The sequence below is a fragment of the Streptomyces sp. MI02-7b genome, assembly GCF_033793585.1.
Classification (GTDB): Bacteria; Actinomycetota; Actinomycetes; order Streptomycetales; family Streptomycetaceae; genus Actinacidiphila.
This window is the reverse complement of the sequence record NZ_JARAWX010000013.1, coordinates 189583-208925: the sequence shown is the minus strand read 5'-3', so window position 1 is coordinate 208925 and position 19343 is coordinate 189583. Positions and strand designations below refer to the sequence as shown.

Annotated in this window: 20 protein-coding genes; 3 read left to right on the top strand and 17 right to left on the bottom strand. The window is 71.3% G+C overall.

The annotated features are described in order from the left end of the window. Positions 1-137 precede the first annotated feature (137 nt). Positions 138-1922: an MOSC and FAD-binding oxidoreductase domain-containing protein gene (locus tag PV364_RS22685; RefSeq protein ID WP_319662015.1), complete on the top strand. Its 1785-nt coding sequence runs from the start codon at positions 138-140 to the stop codon at positions 1920-1922. A 13-nt stretch (positions 1923-1935) separates the two neighbouring features. On the opposite strand, the gene PV364_RS22680 is transcribed toward PV364_RS22685, so the two are convergent. The 11 genes from PV364_RS22680 to PV364_RS22630 all read right to left on the bottom strand — a co-directional run bounded on the left by PV364_RS22680 (position 1936) and on the right by PV364_RS22630 (position 11224). Then, positions 1936-2829 carry a diacylglycerol kinase gene (locus PV364_RS22680; RefSeq protein WP_319662013.1) on the bottom strand — a complete coding sequence of 298 codons (894 nt, stop codon included), beginning with the start codon at positions 2827-2829 and terminating at the stop codon, positions 1936-1938. Positions 2830-2860: 31 nt separating this feature from the next. Further along, the gene (gene tatC / locus PV364_RS22675) at positions 2861-3805 is read right to left on the bottom strand and encodes a twin-arginine translocase subunit TatC (RefSeq protein ID WP_319662012.1); all 945 of its coding nucleotides are present in this window, start codon (positions 3803-3805) and stop codon (positions 2861-2863) included. Positions 3806-3870: 65 nt separating this feature from the next. Next, positions 3871-4155 carry a Sec-independent protein translocase subunit TatA gene (tatA, locus tag PV364_RS22670; protein WP_319662011.1) on the bottom strand — a complete coding sequence of 95 codons (285 nt, stop codon included), beginning with the start codon at positions 4153-4155 and terminating at the stop codon, positions 3871-3873. A gap of 243 nt (positions 4156-4398) precedes the next feature. After that, positions 4399-4602 (bottom strand): hypothetical protein, encoded by a 204-nt coding sequence (locus PV364_RS22665; protein WP_319662010.1) that lies wholly within the window; start codon positions 4600-4602, stop codon positions 4399-4401. Between the two features lie 19 nt (positions 4603-4621). Further along, positions 4622-4936, bottom strand: a complete 315-nt coding sequence (locus tag PV364_RS22660) for a hypothetical protein (RefSeq protein ID WP_319662009.1) — start codon at positions 4934-4936, stop codon at positions 4622-4624. Positions 4937-4948: 12 nt separating this feature from the next. Continuing rightward, positions 4949-5896, bottom strand: coding sequence for a helix-turn-helix transcriptional regulator (locus tag PV364_RS22655; protein ID WP_319662007.1), 948 nt, complete (start codon positions 5894-5896; stop codon positions 4949-4951). An 18-nt stretch (positions 5897-5914) separates the two neighbouring features. Beyond that, positions 5915-6901, bottom strand: coding sequence for a helix-turn-helix transcriptional regulator (locus PV364_RS22650; RefSeq protein ID WP_319662006.1), 987 nt, complete (start codon positions 6899-6901; stop codon positions 5915-5917). Positions 6902-7090: 189 nt separating this feature from the next. Then, on the bottom strand, positions 7091-7462 hold the full coding sequence (locus PV364_RS22645) for an FKBP-type peptidyl-prolyl cis-trans isomerase (RefSeq protein ID WP_319662005.1): 372 nt from the start codon (positions 7460-7462) through the stop codon (positions 7091-7093). A gap of 40 nt (positions 7463-7502) precedes the next feature. Further along, positions 7503-8492, bottom strand: coding sequence for an FKBP-type peptidyl-prolyl cis-trans isomerase (locus PV364_RS22640; RefSeq protein ID WP_319662003.1), 990 nt, complete (start codon positions 8490-8492; stop codon positions 7503-7505). A gap of 113 nt (positions 8493-8605) precedes the next feature. Beyond that, positions 8606-9967: a Pup--protein ligase gene (gene pafA, locus PV364_RS22635; RefSeq protein WP_319662002.1), complete on the bottom strand. Its 1362-nt coding sequence runs from the start codon at positions 9965-9967 to the stop codon at positions 8606-8608. Between the two features lie 9 nt (positions 9968-9976). Next, positions 9977-11224 carry an MFS transporter gene (locus PV364_RS22630; protein ID WP_319662001.1) on the bottom strand — a complete coding sequence of 416 codons (1248 nt, stop codon included), beginning with the start codon at positions 11222-11224 and terminating at the stop codon, positions 9977-9979. Positions 11225-11345: 121 nt separating this feature from the next. On the opposite strand from PV364_RS22630, the gene PV364_RS22625 reads away from it, so the two are divergent. After that, on the top strand, positions 11346-12353 hold the full coding sequence (locus PV364_RS22625) for a LacI family DNA-binding transcriptional regulator (RefSeq protein ID WP_319662000.1): 1008 nt from the start codon (positions 11346-11348) through the stop codon (positions 12351-12353). 72 nt (positions 12354-12425) lie between these two features. Here the strand turns inward: PV364_RS22625 and prcA are convergent, their stop codons facing one another. The 5 genes from prcA to arc all read right to left on the bottom strand — a co-directional run bounded on the left by prcA (position 12426) and on the right by arc (position 18153). Further along, on the bottom strand, positions 12426-13211 hold the full coding sequence (prcA, locus tag PV364_RS22620; RefSeq protein ID WP_319661999.1) for a proteasome subunit alpha: 786 nt from the start codon (positions 13209-13211) through the stop codon (positions 12426-12428). Positions 13212-13263: 52 nt separating this feature from the next. Beyond that, on the bottom strand, positions 13264-14109 hold the full coding sequence (prcB, locus tag PV364_RS22615) for a proteasome subunit beta (RefSeq protein ID WP_319661998.1): 846 nt from the start codon (positions 14107-14109) through the stop codon (positions 13264-13266). Positions 14110-14315: 206 nt separating this feature from the next. Then, positions 14316-14534: a ubiquitin-like protein Pup gene (locus tag PV364_RS22610; protein WP_319661997.1), complete on the bottom strand. Its 219-nt coding sequence runs from the start codon at positions 14532-14534 to the stop codon at positions 14316-14318. A 135-nt stretch (positions 14535-14669) separates the two neighbouring features. After that, the gene (dop, locus tag PV364_RS22605; RefSeq protein ID WP_319661996.1) at positions 14670-16181 is read right to left on the bottom strand and encodes a depupylase/deamidase Dop; all 1512 of its coding nucleotides are present in this window, start codon (positions 16179-16181) and stop codon (positions 14670-14672) included. Between the two features lie 205 nt (positions 16182-16386). Next, on the bottom strand, positions 16387-18153 hold the full coding sequence (gene arc / locus PV364_RS22600) for a proteasome ATPase (protein WP_319661995.1): 1767 nt from the start codon (positions 18151-18153) through the stop codon (positions 16387-16389). A 234-nt stretch (positions 18154-18387) separates the two neighbouring features. On the opposite strand from arc, the gene PV364_RS22595 reads away from it, so the two are divergent. Continuing rightward, the gene (locus PV364_RS22595; RefSeq protein ID WP_401976846.1) at positions 18388-18684 is read left to right on the top strand and encodes a ferredoxin; all 297 of its coding nucleotides are present in this window, start codon (positions 18388-18390) and stop codon (positions 18682-18684) included. Positions 18685-18688: 4 nt separating this feature from the next. On the opposite strand, the gene PV364_RS22590 is transcribed toward PV364_RS22595, so the two are convergent. Further along, on the bottom strand, positions 18689-19270 hold the full coding sequence (locus PV364_RS22590) for a hypothetical protein (protein WP_319661992.1): 582 nt from the start codon (positions 19268-19270) through the stop codon (positions 18689-18691). Positions 19271-19343 lie beyond the last annotated feature (73 nt).

The following is a 19343-nucleotide window of genomic DNA, read 5'->3' as shown; positions in this document are numbered from 1 at the left end:
GGCACTGACAGCCGACTGATCTTTTACCGCTCGCACACCCGGACCGCCGCACCGGGCCGCCTCGCGCCCGATTTGCGAAGAGTCGTGCCGCCACTAGCGTGGCAGGCACGCATCCCCGCCCCGGCAAGGAAGAGCACATGGCCACCCTGGTCTCCGTGAACGTCGGACTGCCCAAGGACGTCGAGTGGCGCGGCCGGATCACGCACACCGGCGTCTGGAAGCGGCCCGTCTCCGGCCGGCGCAGGGTGCGGCGACTCAATCTGGACGGCGACGGCCAGGGCGACCTCGCCGGGCACGGCGGCGAGCAGCGGGCGGTGCTGGTCTACCAGCTCGACTCCTACCGGCACTGGCAGGAGCATCTGAAGCGGGACGACCTGTCCTACGGCCAGTTCGGCGAGAACTTCACCGTGGACGGGCTGCCGGACGACGAGGTGTGCATCGGCGACCGCTACCGCATCGGCACCGCGGAGTTCGAGGTGACCCAGCCCCGGGTGACCTGCTACCGGGTCGGCCTGCGGATGGAGGAGCCGCAGATGGCGGCGCTGCTGGTCTCGCACGCCCGGCCCGGCTTCTACTTCCGGGTGCTGACCGAGGGCGAGGTGGCGGCCGGCGACGAGATCGTCAAGATCGCCACGGGCCCCGAGGCGATGACCGTCGCCGAGATCGACGCGGTGCTCTACCTGCCGGGCCACGAGCGGTCCCAGGTGGAGCGCGCCCTGCGCATCCCGGCCCTCAGCCCCGGCTGGCAGGGCTCGATGCGGGCGCTGCTCACGGACGCGGCCGAGGGCGACCGGGCGCCGGGGACGTCCAAGGGCAATGCCGGGCTGACCGCGGGAAGCGTCGGCCCGCCGCCCGCGTGGCCCGGCTTCCGGCCGCTGCGGGTGGCGGCCATCGCCCCGGAGAGCGAGGGCATCTCCTCGGTGACGCTGGCCGCGCCCGACGGCCGGCCGGTACCGCCGGGGCTGCCCGGCCAGTTCCTCACCGTGCGGATGCGGCCCCGCCCGGACGCGCCGCCGGTGATCCGCAGCTACTCGCTGTCGGGCCGGCCGGGCGCGGCGGCCTACCGGATCAGCGTGAAGCAGGAGCCGCACGGCGTGGCGAGCACCTACGTGCACCAGCACCTGAAGGTGGACGACGTGCTCGACGTGGCCGCGCCCCGTGGCGCCTTCACCCTGGCCGAGGGCGACACGCCGGTCCTGCTGGTGTCCGCGGGCGTGGGCGCCACGCCGGTGCTGGCGATGCTGCACGCACTGGCCGACGCGGACACCCCGCGACCCGTGTGGTGGGTGCACGGCGCCCGGGACGGCCTCCACCACCCCTTCGCGGCCGAGGCGCGCGACCTGCTGGCCCGGCTGCCCGGCAGCCGCGCGTTCATCACGTACAGCAGGCCGCGCGCGCAGGACAGCGTCGGGGCCGACTGCACCGCGGCGGGACGGCTGACGGCGGCCGTGCTGCGCGGACTGGCGCCGCCGGCCGACGCGGAGGCCTACATCTGCGGTCCCGACGCCTTCATGGCGGACATGACCGAGGCCCTGCGCGCCTGCGGGCTCGCGGCCGGAAGCATCCGCACGGAGGCCTTCGGGGCGCAGTCCGCGATCACCCCGGGGATCGCGCAGGGCCCGGCGAAGGCCCCGCACCAGCCCGCGCGGCCGCCCGGCCCGGCCACCGGACCCACGGTGTCCTTCGCCCGCAGCGGCCTCAACGTGCCCTGGGACCCCGGCTACGGGACGCTGCTGGAACTCGCCGAGGCCTGCGACGTGCCCACGCGCTGGTCGTGCCGCACCGGTGTCTGCCACACCTGCGAGACCGCGCTGCTGTCGGGCCGCGCCGTCTACGAGCCCGACCCGGTCGACCCGCCCGCCGACGGCAACGTCCTCATCTGCTGCGCGCAGCCGCCCGAGGACCTCGTCCTGGACCTGTGAGGTGAGGGCGGGCTCATGCCCCGGTGAGCAGGCGCGCCGCGCGGGGCACCGTGACCGCGGTCAGCGGCAGCGGCCCGAGGCGCTCCCCGTCCGCGTAGCCGGTCAGGTCAGCGGCGGCGAGCGTCACCTTGGCGGCGCGGTGCACGGTGACCACCGGGTGCGTGGTGTGGGTGCCCCGGAAGACCCGGGGGAAGACGCGCAGCAGCGTGCCGCGGGAGCAGGGGCCCACCACGCAGATGTCGAAGAGGCCGTCGTCCATCGCGGCCTCCGGGCAGATGCGCATGCCGCCGCCGTACGACGAGCCGTTGCCCACCGCTATCAGCGTCGCCTCGATCTCCCGCTCCGGGCCGTCGTCGAGAGCGATCCGGTACCGGATGGGCCGCAGGGCCGCCAGTTCGGCCAGCATCGCCACGTCGTAGCGCAGCCGGCCCGCCGGATGGCGCATGCGGTTGCCCCGGTCGTTGACGCGGGAGTCGAAGCCGGAGGCCATCACGGTGCCGAACCACCGCTCGCCCACCCGTCCCAGGTCGATCTCCCGGGTCCGCCCCTCCGCCAGCGCCCGCGCGATCAGCCGCCCGGCCGCCGCGGGGTCGCGCAGCGGCAGCCCGGCCGCGCGGGCGAAGTCGTTGCCGGTGCCCGCCGGGACCACGCCGATGGGGGTGCCGGTCCCCGCCACCGCGCGCAGCGCCAGGGAGACCATGCCGTCGCCGCCGGCCGCGACCAGGGCGCGGGTGCCGCCCTCCACCGCCCTGCGGGCCTTGAGCAGGGCGTCCGCGGCGTCGGTGCCCGTCACCGTGCGGACGGTGTGGCCCGCGTCCCGCAACGCGCGGACCGCCGGCGACGCGGCGTGCGCGCCCCGGCCGCGGCCCGCGGTGGGATTGACGATGAGGGTGATCTCGCTGGTCACGCGCGGACCCTACCGCGCGTCACCGCCCTTGTCAGGTGGCGTCGTCGAAGCCGCGTCCGCTCGGCTGGATGTCGTCGTCCACCGGCGACGCCTGCTCGGGCACCGGAGCCCCGACGGGCTCGGGGGTGAGGTCGAGCTCGGACGCCTCGTCGTCGTCCAGGTCGGCGTCGGGGTTGGCCAGGCGCTTGCGCCGGTCGTTGAGGAGCGAGACGGCGACGGCCATGAAGTACAGCACCCAGATCGGACCCGCCAGCGCCATCATCGTCAGCGGGTCGGTGCTGGGGGTGGCGACCGCCGCGAAGACGGTGATACCGACGATCATCGCGCGCCACCAGCTCAGCATCCGCCGCCCGGTGACCACACCGCCGAAGTTCAGCAGCACCAGCAGCAGCGGCATCTCGAAGGCGAGCCCGAAGACGATGACCATGCGCGTGACGAGGTCCAGCAGGTCGTCCAGCGGAAGCAGGTTCTCGACGTTGCCGGGCGTGAAGCCGATCAGTACCTTCGCGGTGGTGGGCAGCACCTTGTAGGCGAAGAAGCCGCCGCCGAGGAAGAGCGGGAAGCCCGCGCCGACGAAGGACAGGGCGTACTTCTTCTCGTGCCGGTGCAGACCCGGTGCGAGGAACGCCCAGAGCTGGTACAGCCAGACCGGCGCGGCGAGCACCACGCCCGCCATCAGCGAGACCTTCAGCGCCAGGGTGAACGGCGTCAGCAGACCGTTGATGGTGATCCGGGCGCACGTGCCCTGCGACTGCTTGGCCAGCTCGGTGAACGTGCTCTTGCACCCGACCGACTCCAGCACCGGCTTGGTGAAGAACTCGATGATCTCGTTGTAGAAGAAGGCGGCGACGACCGTGACGACGATGATCGCGAGCAACGCCTTGGAGAGCCTGTTGCGCAGTTCACGCAGGTGCTCCACGAGGGGCATGCGCCCCTCGGGGTCCCTCTCCTGCTGCTGGCGGGCGGACTTGAGCAACCCACGTCCTCAATTCGGGCGGTCGCCGCCGTCGCGGTCGGCTTCCGCGTACCTGTGCCGTGCGGTCAGCTCTGGGTGTGCTGCGTCTGCTGCGGCGTCTCGTTCACCGGGCGGGCGCTGGAGACGTCGCCGGGTGCCGCCTGGATCGTACGCGGCGCGGCCTGCGGGGCGTCCGCCGGCTGCTCGGCGGGGGGCGCGTCGTCGTTCTTCATCGCCTTGGCCTCGCTCTTGAGGATGCGCATCGACTTGCCGAGGCCGCGTGCCATGTCCGGCAGCCGCTTGGCGCCGAAAAGCAGCAGGATGACGACGAGAATGAGAATGATCTCGGTGGGGCCGAGCCGTCCGAACATGTGCGTCTACCTTCTCACCGAGGCGGCATGGGTACCTGTCTGTGACCCGCGGGCGCGGTAGGCCCGCCGACCACTCTGCCAGCGATCGTAACGTGCGGGAGTAAACGTGTGGCAATCACCCGGCATCCGTACAGTTGCTGCCCCCGCCGCGCTCTTGTGGGGCCGCGATCTGCAGCGTACCTCCCGGGACCGCTGAGAACGAGAGCCCGTCGGAGGCGGTACTGCCCGGTGACCGGCCGGAGTTCACGGCCGGGAGAGCTCCCCGGCCTCCCTGGCCAGCGGATCGGCCGCACGCTGCAACTCGTCGGCGGCGCGCGTCAGATCGGCGCTGCTGCGCCCCACCTGACGGGCGAGGCCGACCACCTCGGCGTAGACGCGGATGCCGAGGACGCCGAGCACGAGGATGCCGGCGGTCGCGAGGCCGACGTACAGGTAGAGCCACCACATGGATGCCGAGCGTAGCGGCTCAGCCCAGGTGGAGCCGCATCGTGCGCACACCGCCGTCGGTGAGCAGCTCCACTATGCGGTCGCCCGCCGGCTTGCGCACCGGGATGCCGCAGTCGGGGCAGGTGAAGGAGTAGAAGGTCGTCCGGTGGCTGCCGCCGATGGCCAGCCGCAGGTCGCCCGCGGTGAGCTCGAAGCTCGCCCGGCACTCGGTGCAGGAGGCCCGGAAGACCGCCTCCGGCGCCGGATCGCCGTCGGGGACGGGATCGTCCGCGCCGAAGGTGCGGGCCGCGTCCGCCCGGTCGGCCCGGTCCGCAGTGTCCGCAGTGTCCGTCATGGGTGCTCCCCGTCACTCACCGTAGGCCGCGAGGGCCTGGGTGGCCGCGTCCCGGGCGCTGGTGACCAGGTCGGCCGGGGAGACGATGCGGCCGTCCCGGCCGAGCCGCAGCGCCAGCCGGCGCAGCGAACCCGGGTCGGGGGTGCGCAGGGTGATCCGCAGGCCCCCGTCGGGCAGTTCCTCGGCACGGTCGTGCGGGTAGTACTCGGCGACCCAGCGGCCGCCGGGCCCGACCTCGGCCACCACCTCCGGGTCGTCGCCGGCCGGCTGCACCAGTCCCTGGGACAGGTCCCGGGGCTCGATGCGCGGCGGGTCGCTGGCCTCGTCCAGCAGCCGGATCTCGGCGACCCGGTCGAGCCGGAAGGTGCGCCGGTCCTCCGACAGGCGGCACCAGCCCTCGAAATAGGTGTGGCCGACGGCGAACAGCCGGATCGGGTCGACCTCGCGCTCGGTGAGCTCGTCCCGGGCCGGCGAGTAGTAGCGGATCCACAGCCTGCGGCGCTCGGCGATGGCCCGGTCGACGTCGGCGAAGACGCTGCCCTCGGACTCGAAGGTCACCGAGAGCCGTGACGAGGCGCCGGCGGCCTCGCCCGCCGCTCCCTCGATCTTGGCGGTGGCGCGCAGCAGCGCCTGCCGGTCGCTCTCCCGCAGCCCGGGCAGGTTGGCGACGGCACGGGCGGCCACCAGCAGCGCGGCGGCCTCGTCGGCGGCCAGCCGCAGCGGCTGGGCGACGTCGTCCACGTTGTGCCACCAGATGCGCTCGCCGTCGGTGTCGATGTCGAGCAGGTCCCCGCCGCGGAAGCTGGTCCCGCACAGCGGGAGCACGTTGAGGTCGCCGATCAGCTCGGCCTCGGTGACCCCGAACGCGCGGGCCACGTCGCTCACCCGGGCGCCGGGGCGCTCGCGCAGATACGTGACCAGGGACAGCATCCGGCGCGTCTGGTCGATCGCGTTCGCCATCTCGTTCTTCTCCCCCGCTCAGCCCTTGGCGACGGCGCGCAGCCGGTCCACCACGTCGGCCCGCAGCTCGGCGGGCTCCAGCACGACCACGTCCGGGCCGAACTCCACCAGCCAGGCGTCCAGTCCGTGCCCGTACGGGATCTCCAGCTCGTCCCAGTCCGCGTCCACCGGCAGCGTCTCCACCGCGCGGGCCCGCAGCGGATAGCCCGAGTCGCGGCGCAGCCGGATCCGGGCGGTCGCGGTCGCGCCCTCGCCGGCCCAGCTGGCCACGGTGGCCCGCACGTCCACGTGGTCGGGCACCTCGGCGGTGAAGGTACCGCCGCGGGTGCGCACCCGGCCGGTGATCCGGGAGAGCCGGAACACCCGGACGTCGTGGCGGTCGCGGTCCCAGCCGGCCAGGTACCAGTGGCCGCGCCAGCACTCCAGCGCCCAGGGCTCGACCTGGCGGGGCTCGGGGCGGACCGCGTTGGCCTTGCGGTAGTCGAAGGCGACCGGGCGGCGGTCGCGGGTGGCCAGCATCAGCGGCTCGAACGCCGGCTCGGGGGCCGGGATGCGCGGCTCCAGGGCGCTCTGCCCCGAGACGGCGGGATCGCGCGAGCCGGCGGCCGCGTCGGCGTCGCTGTCGTCGAAGGGCACGCCGGCGGCGCGCAGCTTCTGCAGGGCGCCGCTGGCGGCCTCCGCGAGCCGCGCCTGCTGCCACACCTTGGCGGCCAGGCTCAGCGCGGCGGCCTCCTCGGCGTCCAGGGCGATCTCCGGAAGGCGGTTGCGGTCCCTGCGGGCCAGGTAGCCGATCTCGCCGTCGATGCTCTCCACGGTCTCGATGACCATGCCGAGTTCACGCAGGTCGTCCTTGTCCCGCTCGAACATGCGGTTGAACGCCTCGTCGGAACCGATCTCGTGATAGGCCTCGATGGAAGCGCGCAGCTCCCGCTTGCTGACCGGGCGCCGGGTGTTCATCAGGCACAGCGCCAGGTTCATCAGCCGCTCGGCCTTGGCAATGGCCACTCGACGCAACCTTCTTCCTCTTCGGCTCTCGATCGAGACCGTACCGCGACGGCGCCGCCCGGCAAAAGCGAATGCGGCCTGCTCGCCGGGGGTCCCCGGCGAGCGGGCCGGGACACGCCGGAGCCCCCGCGGCACCGGCAGTGCCGGCGCGGCGGGGGCTCCTCTGCGCGAAGGACGCCCTACGGTCCGTCAGACGGAGAGCAGGTCCACCACGAAGATCAGGGTCTCGCCCGGCTTGATGGCCGGCGTCGGGCTCTGGTTGCCGTAGGCGAGGTGCGCCGGGATCGTCAGCTGGCGACGACCGCCGACCTTCATGCCCTGCACGCCCTGGTCCCAGCCCTTGATGACGCGGCCGCCACCGAGGGGGAAGGTGAAGGGCGAGTTGCGGTTCCAGCTGGCGTCGAACTCCTCGCCGGTGCTGAAGGCGACGCCGACGTAGTGGACCGTGACGTTCTGTCCGGACTTGGCCTCGGCGCCGTCACCCTCCCAGATGTCCTTGATCTCCAGGTCGGCCGGGGGCTCGCCGCCCGGGAAGTCGATCTCGGGCTTGTCGATGCTCACGTACGTGCTCCTCTTGATATTGCGGACAACCTGCACAGTCTTACACCACGGCGAGGATGTCGACCGCGAAGACCAGGGTGGAGTTGGCGGGAATCCCGCTCTGCGCCTTGTTGCCGTAACCAAGGTCCGGCGGCACGACGAGCAGCACGCGGCTGCCGGTCTTCTTGCCGACCAGGCCCTGCTGCCAGCCCTTGATGACCTGCTGGAGGGAGAACGAGGCGAGCTGGCCGCGGGAGTACGTCGAGTCGAACTCCTTGCCGCCGTTCCACAGGACGCCCTTGTACTGCACGAGCAGGTTGTCGGCGGCCTTCACCGCGGGGCCGGTGCCCTCGATGACGTAGTCGGACACCAGCTTGGCCGGCGCCGCACCCTTGGGGACGTCGATCGAGGGTGCCTGGCCGTCGGTGTTGGTGCCGACCTTGGGCAGCGCGGCGTCGCTCTGCGGCACGGCCTTGCCCTGGGCGGAGCTCTTGGCGCCGAAGGTGTTCACCACGTCGACGACGAAGACGAGCGTGTCGGTGCCCTTGATGCCGGCCTGGGCGTTGCCCTGCGCGCCGTAGCCGAGGGCCGGCGGGATGGCCAGCTCGACGCGGTCGCCGACCTTCTTGCCCACCAGGGCCTTGTCCCAGCCGGGGATGACCTGCCCGACGCCGATCGGGAAGATGGCCGGCGCGCCGCGGTCGTAGGAGTTGTCGAAGACCTTGGCGGTGCTCCAGATCTGGCCGAGATAGTCCGCCTGGAGGTAGTCGCCGCTGGCGACCACGGCGCCGTTGCCCTGGATGACGGTCTTGACCGCCAGGTCGCTGCTCGGGTTGCCGGACCCCTTGGCGACGGTCGGCTTCTCGCCGAACTTCGTGCCGGCGGTGATCTCCGGCACCGGACCGCTGACGATCTTGACGTCCGCCGCGGGGGCCGAGGCGGAACCCGATGGGGAGGCGCCGGGCTTGACCTTGTCGGACTTGTCGTCACCGCAGCCCGCGAGCGTGAGCAGGCCGGCGGGCACGGCGAGGAGGAGAGAACGTCGGCGCACAGGGATCCCCATCAGGTCGATCTTGTGTATCTGGCGTGCGCGCCACTCTACGGCGTGCGCGGGGCCCCGTACGAACACCGACGGGGCCCCGCGCCTGCCTTCACGCTCTTGTGCTACATCCCGGCGATCAGCTTCTCCACCCGGTCGTCGACGGACCGGAAGGGGTCCTTGCACAGCACCGTGCGCTGCGCCTGGTCGTTGAGCTTGAGGTGCACCCAGTCGACCGTGAAGTCGCGCCGCTGCTCCTGGGCGCGGCGGATGAAGTCGCCGCGCAGCCGGGCCCGGGTGGTCTGCGGGGGCACCGACTTGGCCTCGAAGATCTTGAGATCGTTGCAGATCCGCTTGGCCTGACCCCGCTTCTCCAGCAGGTAGTAGAGCCCGCGGCGGCGGTGGATGTCGTGGTAGGCGAGGTCTATCTGCGCGATGCGCGGGTGCGACATGGTGATGTTGTCGCGGGCCCGGTACCGCTCGATCAGCCGGTACTTCATCACCCAGTCGATCTCGGTGCCGATCCGGTCCAGATCACCGCTGCCGATCGACTCCAGGGCCCGGCCCCACAGTTCGAGGACCTGCTCGATGACGCCGCTGCGGATGCCGCGACGCTCGCAGAAGTCCACCGCCTTGGAGTAGTACTCCTCCTGGATCTCCAGGGCGGAGGCCTCCCGGCCGGAGGCGAGGCGCACCTTGCGCTGTCCCGTTATGTCGTGGGAGACCTCGCGGATCGCCCGGATGGGGTTCTCCAGCGTGAGGTCCCGCATGACGGTGCCCGCCTCGATCATGCGCAGCACGAGGTCGGTCGCGCCGACCTTGAGCAGCATGGTCGTCTCGGACATGTTGGAGTCGCCGACGATGACGTGCAGGCGCCGGTAGCGCTCGGCGTCGGCGTGCGGCTCGTCCCGGGTGTTGATGATGGGCCGGGAGCGCGTGGTGGCGGAGCTGACGCCCTCCCAGATGTGCTCGGCGCGCTGGCTGACGCAGAAGACCGCGCCGCGCGGGGTCTGCAGCACCTTGCCGGCGCCGCAGATCAGCTGCCGGGTGACCAGGAAGGGGATGAGGATGTCCGCGAGGCGGGAGAACTCCCCGTGGCGGGCGACGAGGTAGTTCTCGTGGCAGCCGTAGGAGTTGCCGGCGGAGTCGGTGTTGTTCTTGAAGAGGTAGACATCACCCGCGATGCCCTCCTCGTGCAGGCGCCGTTCGGCGTCCACGAGGAGCCCTTCGAGAATGCGCTCACCCGCCTTGTCGTGGGTGACCAGTTCCGTCACGTTGTCACACTCGGGAGTGGCGTACTCCGGGTGGGACCCCACGTCGAGGTAGAGGCGGGCGCCGTTGCGGAGGAAGACGTTGCTGCTACGACCCCATGACACGACACGGCGGAAGAGGTACCGCGCCACCTCGTCCGGGGACAGACGCCGCTGTCCCCGGAACGTGCACGTGACGCCGTACTCGTTCTCCAGCCCGAAAATGCGGCGGTCCATGCTGAGACCTTACGCCTGATGCGTGGACCTCAAACCGTCTTGGGCCGCGGCGATTCGATCTTTTTCTGTCCCGCTTGCCGGGTTTGGAAGGTGCAACGGCCGGCCGCCTGCCAGCAGGGCCGCCAGCGCGGCCACTCCGCCCGCCCCTGCGACCGCGAACGCCGCCACGGCTCCGCCGTACTGGGCGGCCGGTCCCGAGGCGGCGGTGCCGACCGCCGCCCCGACGCCGACCGCGGTGACGATCCATGAGAACGCCTCCGTGACGGTGCCCGCCGGGGCGTGCCGGTCCACCACCACGAACGCACAGGCCAGCGTGGGCGCCAGGAACAGTCCGGACAGCGCCGCGAGGGCGGTCATCAGGGCCACCCCGGGCACCAGGGCGAGCGGGAGATAGCAGACCGCCAGGCCCGCCATCAGCAGCCGCAGTCTGCGCTCGTGCACCCCCGGCCACTGCCGGGCGCCGTACGCGACGCCGCCCACCAGCGCGCCGAATCCGGTGCCGGACAGCACGTAGCTGGAGACCATCCCGCCACCGTGGTCGTCGGCGTAGGCGACGGCGGCCACCGCGATGGAACCGAGCGCCAGGCCGACGAAGAAGAAGGAGGCGACCAGCACGACGATGCCGCGCGAGCGCAACGGCCCCAGCCAGTCCGGGACCCGCGGCTGCGAGCGCCACGCCCGCGACGGCGGCGAGGCGACCACGCTGACCGCCCCCGCCACCCCCACGGCCGCGATCCACAACAGCGCGGCCGCCTCGGAGAAGCCGGCCACCAGCAGGGTCACCAGCAGCGGCCCGACCGCGAACATGACCTCCTGCGCGGCGGCGTCGAGGGCGTAGGCCGCGTGGACGCGGTCGGGCCGCTCGAGCACGCCGGGCCACAGCGCCCGCAGTCCGCCCTCCAGCGGCGGGGTGAAGAAGCCGGCGACGAGCATGGCCGCGTAGGCCAGGGGCAGCGGGCGGAGCCCGGCCAGCGCGAAGACCGCCATCCCGGCGGCCGAGGCGAGCGCGGCGGGCAGCATCACGCGGGGCTGGCCGAGCCGGTCGACGGCCCGGCCCAGCAGCGGCTGGCCGACGGCGTTGGCGATGCCGTAGACCGCGGACAGCGCGCCGGCGAGGGCGAAGTCACCGCCCTGGGACCGGGTCAGGAGCACGATCCCGAGCGCGGCCGTGGCGTTGGGCAGCCGGCCGACGAGGGTGCCGGCCAGCAGCCGCATCGCGTGCGGTGCGCGCAGCAGGTCCGCGTAACCCGTCGCCATGTGCCGTCCTCGTCTAGTTGTACGTATAACGTCCTGGGTCATACGTACCATGGCCGCAGTCCACGGGTCCAGCCGTGGCACCGGTCGAGCAAGGCGAGCAAGGCGAGAGGGGCCACTCACGGTGACCGACACAGCGCGTCCGACCTCCCGGGACGTCGCGCGGGCCGCGGGGGTCTCACAGGCCACGGTCTCGCTCGTGCTCGGCGGCAAATGGCGCGGCCGGGTGTCCGAGCGCACCGCCGACACCGTCCGCGCGCAGGCCCGCGAGCTCGGCTACCGGCCCAACATCGCCGCGCGCAACCTGCGCCTGGGCCGGACCCGGACCGCCCTGCTGGTCGTGCCCTCGATCACCAACGAGTACTTCGCCCGGATCTACACCGGCGCCGCCCGCGTGGCCGAGGAGAACGGCTTCGGCGTCGTGCTCTACCCCTCCCCCGAGGGCGTCGGACCGGCCCGGGACCCCTTCGGCTCGGCCCAGGCCGCGCTGGACGGCATCATCGCCTCCTCCATGGCCGCCGACGCGCTCGCCGCGATCGGGGAGGGCGGCCTGCCCCTGGTGATGCTGGACGCGGACCCCGCGGAACCCGGGCCCGCCGCCACCGTCAACCTCGCCATCGCCGACGGGATGCGGCAGATCGCCCGCCACGTAGGGGCCCTCGGCCACCGCCCGGAGCGGGTCGCCCACCTCGCCGCCGCCATCGACACCTGGACCTTCCGGATCCGTGCCCAGGCCCTCGCCGAAGTCCTCGGGACCACACCCGCCACCGAGCACTCCGCCCTGGACCCCGAGGCCGCCCGGCAGGCCGCCGAGCGCCTGCTCGCCCGTCCCGGCGCCCGTCCGACCGTGGTGGTCTGCGACGACGACGTGCTCGCGGTCGGCGCCTGCAAGGCCCTGCGGCGCCTCGGGCTGCGCGTCCCCGACGACGTCTCGGTGACCGGCTACGACGACTTCGCGCTGGCCACCGCGATCGAACCGGAGCTCACCACGGTCCGGCTGCCCGCCGAGGCGGTCGGAGCCGGCGGCATGACCGCCCTGCTGGACGCCCTGGCGGGCCGCCCGGCCACCGGCGCCGAACTCCCCGTCCACCTCGTCGTCCGCGGGTCCACCGCCCCGCCACGGGACGCCTGAGGGCGCGTACGCGAACGCCCCGGCCACCGCGGGGCGGCCGGGGCGTTCGACGAGGCGCGGGAACGTGCGGACTCACACGTCCTCGTCGAGCTCCGGGAGGTCGTCGTCATCGTCGGTCGTGGTGGCGGGCGCGGCCTTGCCGGTCGTACCGGACTCGCCCTCCTCCTCCAGCAGCCGCGACAGCTGCCGGCCGAGGATGCGCTTGAACTTGCGCTGCTGCGGCCGCGTGCGGTCCAGCACCGCCACTTCCAGCTGCTCCGCCGTGAGCTGCCGGTCGCTGCCGTTGTTGTCCCGGCTCAGGGACTCCACCGCCAGCTTCAGCGCCTCCGCGAGGGTCATGCCGTCGCGGTGCCGCTGGTCCAGATAGCTGCCGATCTGGTCGGAGTTGCCGCCGACCGCCACGGCGCCGTGCTCGTCGACGATCGAGCCGTCGTGCGGCAGCCGGTAGATCTGGTCCTCGGAGGGGTCGGCACCCACCTCCGCGACGATCAGCTCCACCTCGTAGGGCTTCTCGCCGACGCTGGAGAAGATGGTGCCCAGGGTCTGGGCGTACACGTTCGCCAGGCCGCGGGCGGTGACGTCGTCACGGTCGTAGGTGTAACCGCGCAGGTCGGCGTAGCGCACCCCGCCGATCCGCAGGTTCTCGAACTCGTTGTACTTGCCCACCGCGGCGAAGGCGATGCGGTCGTAGATCTCGCTGACCTTGTGCAGTGCGCGGGACGGGTTCTCGGCGATGAAGACGATGCCGTCGGTGTACTGCAGAACGACGACGCTGCGCCCGCGCGCGATGCCCTTGCGGGCGAACTCGGCGCGGTCGGCCATGGCCTGCTGGGGTGAGACATAGAACGGCGTCGACACCGGCTATCCGTCCCTTTCTGTCGAGTGCGGGTGCATCTGAGGACGTCCGGGCTCAGAGCAGCTCGGCGCGCGGGCCGTCGGGCTGCTCCATCCGCCGCTCATGGACGGCACGGACGATCTCCTGGCTCTCGGACTCGGTGAGCCTGCGGAAGCCGTCCTCGGTGATGACCGTGACGATCGGGTAGATGCGGCGGGCCAGATCGGGACCACCGGTCGCCGAGTCGTCGTCCGCCGCGTCGTACAGCGCCTGGACGACCAGGGTGGTGGCCTGCTCCGCGGTGAGGTCGGGCTTGTAGAGCTTCTTCATCGCGCCGCGGGCGAAGACCGAGCCGGAGCCCGTGGCGGCGAAGCCGTGCTCCTCGGAGCGGCCGCCGGTCACGTCGTACGAGAAGATCCGGCCCTTCTCGCGATCGGTGTCGTACCCGGCGAAGAGCGGCACCACGGCCAGGCCCTGGAGCGCCATGCCGAGGTTGCTCCGGATCATGGTGGACAGGCGGTTCGCCTTGCCCTCCAGGGAGAGGACGTCGCCCTCGATCTTCTCGTAGTGCTCCAGCTCCAGCTGGAAGAGCTTGACCATCTCCACGGCCAGGCCCGCCGTGCCCGCGATGCCCACCGCCGAGTACTCGTCGGCGGGAAACACCTTCTCGATGTCGCGCTGCGCGATGATGTTGCCCATGGTGGCGCGCCGGTCACCGGCGAGCACCACGCCGCCGGCGAACGTCGCCGCGACGATCGTGGTGCCGTGCGGCAGCTCGACGGCGCCCTGCAGGGGCGGCAGCGGACGGTTGCCCGGGAGCAGCGCGGGCGAGTGCGCGCCCAGGAAATCCACGAACGACGACGACCCGGGCGTCAGGAAGGCGGCCGGTAGACGCCCGGTGCTACGAGTGTTGGCTTCCACACGTTTCCTTCCACGTAGTCCGCTGCGTGGCGCAGCAGTTCTGGGTGTGGCACTGCTCGCACCCTACCCGTGAGGTGATCGCGATCCACATGCCGCGGGGCAGGAGTTGGGAAACCGTGCACGGACGCGACCGCCCCCAGGGCGGCCGACGGGAGGGGCGCGGCGTGCGCGCCCCTCCCGTGCCGCTCGACGGCGAGCCGGGTGTGCTACTGGCCGCCCTTTTGCACGAAGGAACGCACGAAATCCTCCGCGTTCTCCTCGAGGACGTCGTCGATCTCGTCCAGCACGGAGTCCACGTCGTCCGACAGCTTCTCGTGGCGGTCCTTGAGGTCGGAGCTGCCCTGCGCGTCCTGCGCGGTCTCCTCGACCTCCTCGGCCGAACGCGTGGCCTTCTGCTGTCCGCCGCCGGTGTCCTTGGTAGCCATGTGTCCCTCACCCCGCTCGGTTCCATGTCCTACAAGATCAGACCCTACAAGGAGGGCCTGACATCGGCCCCCGGTATTGCGCAACGTCCGGGGGCCACCCCCATGATTCCCAGTTCGGGAGGTTTTCAGCCCTGATCAGCCGCCCGACAGGATCCGCACCAGCTCCTCCGCCGTGCGGCAGCGGTCGAGCAGCTCCTTGACGTGGTTGCGCGTGCCGCGCAGCGGCTCCAGGGTGGGCACCCGCTGCAGGGAGTCACGACCGGGCAGGTCGAAGATCACCGAGTCCCAGGAGGCCGCGGCGACGTCGTCCGCGTACTGTTCGAGGCAGCGCCCGCGGAAGTAGGCCCGGGTGTCCTCCGGGGGCTTGCCCACGGCCCGGTCGACCTCTTCGTCGGTGAGCAGCCGCTGGACCCGTCCCCGCGCGGCCAGGCGGTTGTACAGGCCCTTCTCGGGGCGCACGTCCGCGTACTGCAGGTCGACCAGGTGCAGGCGCGCCGCGTCCCACTCCAGGTTGTCCCGGCGGCGGTAGCCCTCCAGCAGTTCCCGCTTGGCGACCCAGTCCAGCTCGCGGGACAGGCTCATCGGGTCGCTCTCGAGCCGGTTGAGCACGTCCTCCCAGCGCCCGAGGACGTCCTTGGTCTGCTCGTCGGCGTCCGTGCCGAAGCGGTCCTCGACGTACTTGCGGGCGAGCTCGCAGTACTCCATCTGGAGCTGCACCGCGGTGAGGGTGCGGCCGCTGCGCAGCGTGACCAGCCGGCGCAGCGTGGGATCGTGGCTGACCTGGTGCAGGGTGCGGACCGGCTGGTCGACGGCGAGGTCGACGTTGATGAAGCCGTCCTCGATCATCGACAGCACCAGGGCGGTGGTGCCGAGCTTGAGGTAGGTCGAGAGCTCCGCGAGGTTGGCGTCGCCGATGATCACGTGCAGCCGCCGGTACTTCTCGGCGTCGGCGTGCGGCTCGTCCCGGGTGTTGATGATCGGCCGTTTGAGGGTGGTCTCCAGACCGACCTCGACCTCGAAGTAGTCGGCGCGCTGGCTGATCTGGAAGCCGTGGTCGTGGCCGTCCTGGCCGATGCCGACCCGCCCGGCGCCGGTGACCACCTGGCGCGAGACAAAGAAGGGCGTCAGGTGCCGCACGATGTCCGAGAAGGGGGTCTCCCGCTTCATCAGGTAGTTCTCGTGCGTGCCGTAGGACGCGCCCTTGTTGTCGGTGTTGTTCTTGTACAGGTGGATGGGCTGGGCGCCGGGAAGCTGGGCGGCCCGCTCGGCGGCCTCGGCCATGATGCGCTCGCCGGCCTTGTCCCACAGCACCGCGTCGCGGGGGTTGGTGACCTCCGGCGAGCTGTACTCCGGGTGGGCGTGGTCGACGTAGAGCCGGGCACCGTTGGTGAGGATCACATTGGCCAGGCCGATGTCCTCGTCGGTGAGCTGGCTGGAGTCCGCGGCCTCGCGGGCGAGGTCGAAGCCGCGGGCGTCCCGCAGTGGATTCTCCTCCTCGAAGTCCCAGCGGGCGCGGCGCGCCCGGTGCATCGCCGCCGCGTAGGCGTTGACGACCTGGGACGAGGTGAGCATGGCATTGGCGTTCGGGTGGCCCGGGACGGAGATCCCGTACTCCGTCTCGATGCCCATTACTCGCCGTACGGTCATGCGGCCCTCCTTGCCCGGCTCCGGGCCGTGCCGGCCCGGTCGCTCAAGTACCGCCCCGCACATGACCCTCGGGCGGTACCGATGAGCCTAGAACGCGATGACGGTGGTGGGGAGATCATTACGCGCTTTCTTGGGTTATGCCGGGGTGAAACACTCCGGCTGCGGGTGCCCCTGCGTGGGCACCCGCAGCCGGAGAGTGGTCGCGTTACAGGTACTGACCCGTATTGGCGACGGTGTCGATGGAGCGACCGGTGTCGGCGCCCTGCTTGCCGGTGACGAGCGTGCGGATGAAGACGATCCGCTCGCCCTTCTTTCCGGAGATGCGGGCCCAGTCGTCCGGGTTGGTGGTGTTGGGCAGGTCCTCGTTCTCCTTGAACTCGTCCACGCAGGCGGCGAGCAGGTGGGAGACGCGCAGGCCCCGCTGGTTGTGGTCGAGGAAGGCCTTGATCGCCATCTTCTTGGCCCGGTCCACGATGTTCTGGATCATGGCGCCGGAGTTGAAGTCCTTGAAGTACAGGACCTCCTTGTCACCGTTGGCGTAGGTGACCTCCAGGAAGCGGTTCTCCTCGGACTCCGAGTACATCCGCTCCACCACCGACTGGATCATGGCGTCGACGGTGGCCTCGGCGGACTCGCCGTGCTCCGACAGGTCCTCCCCGTGCAGCGGCAGGGTCGCGACCAGGTACTTGGAGAAGATGTCCTTGGCCGCCTCGGCGTCCGGCCGCTCGATCTTGATCTTCACGTCCAGGCGGCCGGGCCGCAGGATCGCGGGGTCGATCATGTCCTCGCGGTTGGAGGCGCCGATGACGATGACGTTCTCCAGCCCCTCGACACCGTCGATCTCGGCGAGCAGCTGCGGGACGATGGTGTTCTCCACGTCCGAGCTGACACCGGACCCACGGGTCCGGAACAGCGACTCCATCTCGTCGAAGAAGACGATGACGGGGGTGCCCTCGCTGGCCTTCTCCCTCGCACGCTGGAAGACCAGGCGGATCTGCCGCTCGGTCTCGCCGACGTACTTGTTCAGCAGCTCGGGGCCCTTGATGTTCAGGAAGTAGCTCTTGCCCTGGGGCTGCCCGGTGACCTCGGCGACCTTCTTGGCAAGGGAGTTGGCGACCGCCTTGGCGATCAGGGTCTTCCCGCAGCCGGGGGGGCCGTAGAGGAGGACGCCCTTGGGCGGGCGGAGCTCGTACTCCTTGAACAGCTCGGCGTGCAGGTAGGGCAGTTCGACCGCGTCGCGGATCTGCTCGATCTGGTTCCGCAGGCCGCCGATCTGGCGGTAGTCGATGTCGGGCACCTCTTCGAGGACGAGCTCCTCGACCTCGCTCTTGGGCACCCGCTCGTAGACGTATCCCGAGCGCGGTTCGAGCAGCAGCGCGTCGCCGGCGCGGAGGGTGCCGTCCAGCAGCGGCTCGGCGAGCCGCACCACCCGCTCCTCGTCCGTGTGCCCGATGACCAGGGCCCGCTCGCCGTCCTCAAGGATCTCCTTGAGGGTGACGATGTCTCCGATGCGCTCGAACTCCATGGCCTCGACCACGTTGAGCGCCTCGTTGAGCATGACTTCCTGGCCGCGCCGGAGGTCGTCCAGCTCGACCGACGGACTGACGTTCACCCGCAGCTTGCGGCCGCCGGTGAAGATGTCCGCCGTCCCGTCGTCGTTCGCCTGCAGGAACACGCCGAATCCGGCGGGGGGCTGTGCCAGCCGGTCCACCTCTTCCTTGAGAGCCACGATCTGGTCGCGGGCCTCGCGGAGGGTGTTGGCCAGCCGCTCGTTCTGAGCGGAGACACCCGCAAGATTGGTCTGCAGCTCGACGATCCGCTCCTCGAGAATCCTCGTGTGCCGCGGAGAGTCGGCGAGCTTACGTCGCAGGACGGCGATCTCCTGCTCAAGAAAGGCGACCTGGCTCATGGGGTCTTCCGATCCACGAGCGGGTCGGCCGCCACGGTTGATGTCGTCGTCGTGGGCCGCCACGGTCCTCACCTCCTCCAAGGGGAGCTGGACGCTTCCAGACCCTACCTGGGCCAGTAGGGGTTGAAACCCCTAGATCACAAAGACGTCCGGTGTGTGTCCGATCTTCACCCTTGCGCACGTCCTCGTGCCAGGGAGATACCCAGCCATCACCATCCGAAAGCGGCCGGTTGTATCGTCGGTTCGGTCAACGCCCGTCAGGGGCGGTCCCTTCCCGAACGATGAACGGCAGGCGAGATACCCGTGAGCGACGAAGTCGTCGAGGCGCTTGAGGTCTGGATCGATCAGGACCTGTGCACCGGAGACGGCATCTGTGTGCAGTACGCGCCCGAGGTCTTCGAGCTGGACATCGACGGGCTCGCCTACGTCAAGGGTGAAGACAACGAGCTGCGTCAGGCCCCCGGGGCCTCCGCCCCGGTACCCCTGCCGTTGCTGACCGATGTGGTGGATTCGGCCAGGGAATGTCCTGGCGAATGTATTCATGTACGTCGGGTTTCGGACAGTGTAGAGCTGTACGGACCCGCCGCGGAGTGATCTGTCACACGCCGTTCGCGAGCGGTCCCGGAACCTCGTAGTAGGTGCCGGACCGCCACTCCCAGCTGTAGTCCCGCATCTGGTCGGGGCAGCAGCGCGGGATGTCGTCCGAGGAGTAGCCGAGGACCGTGGCGCGAACCTTTCGGTCCTCGATCCGCAGGTCCTTGAAGGACCGCTGCTCCTTGGGGTCGACCAGGGTCTCCACGATCCGTGGCGCGCCGCCGCCTGCGGCGTCCGGCGCGAGCACGTACAGACCGCTGGGCGGCGTACCCGTCCCGGAGTGGCAGCGTGCGACCGCGACCGTCTCCGGGCGTCCGTCCCCGTCCAGGTCGCCGGAGGCCCGGCCGACGACGTCCACCGGCGCGCCCGCGCAGTTCATCGGGTAGTGGGCAGCCTTCGGGTCAGGCGGCTGCACGGCGGGGACGCCGGCCTTCACTCCGGCGACCGGCCGCTTCGCGGTGGAGGCCCCGGCGGGCTGCACCAGGGCGGCGCTGCCTATGACGGCGGCGATGACCGCGGCCGTGGTGATCCAGTGCACCGAACGGGCCCGGGTGTGCGGAAGGGCCTGCCCTGCGGTTGGCTGCACGCGCCTGTCTCCTGTGGAGTTGGTCGAGCGGGGTGGCCAGCATGCTGCCACAGCGCACACGGCGCCGGTACGA

Excerpts from the sequence above, each read along its gene's own strand:
- PV364_RS22685 (WP_319662015.1), top strand. The coding sequence starts at position 138 with ATGGCCACCCTGGTCTCCGTGAACGTCGGACTGCCCAAGGACGTCGAG.
- PV364_RS22655 (WP_319662007.1), bottom strand. The coding sequence starts at position 5,896 with ATGGCGAACGCGATCGACCAGACGCGCCGGATGCTGTCCCTGGTCACG.
- PV364_RS22665 (WP_319662010.1), bottom strand. The coding sequence starts at position 4,602 with ATGTGGTGGCTCTACCTGTACGTCGGCCTCGCGACCGCCGGCATCCTC.
- tatA (WP_319662011.1), bottom strand. The coding sequence starts at position 4,155 with ATGTTCGGACGGCTCGGCCCCACCGAGATCATTCTCATTCTCGTCGTC.
- PV364_RS22630 (WP_319662001.1), bottom strand. The coding sequence starts at position 11,224 with ATGGCGACGGGTTACGCGGACCTGCTGCGCGCACCGCACGCGATGCGG.
- PV364_RS22660 (WP_319662009.1), bottom strand. The coding sequence starts at position 4,936 with ATGACGGACACTGCGGACACTGCGGACCGGGCCGACCGGGCGGACGCG.
- PV364_RS22610 (WP_319661997.1), bottom strand. The coding sequence starts at position 14,534 with ATGGCTACCAAGGACACCGGCGGCGGACAGCAGAAGGCCACGCGTTCG.
- pafA (WP_319662002.1), bottom strand. The coding sequence starts at position 9,967 with ATGGACCGCCGCATTTTCGGGCTGGAGAACGAGTACGGCGTCACGTGC.
- dop (WP_319661996.1), bottom strand. The coding sequence starts at position 16,181 with ATGACCGTACGGCGAGTAATGGGCATCGAGACGGAGTACGGGATCTCC.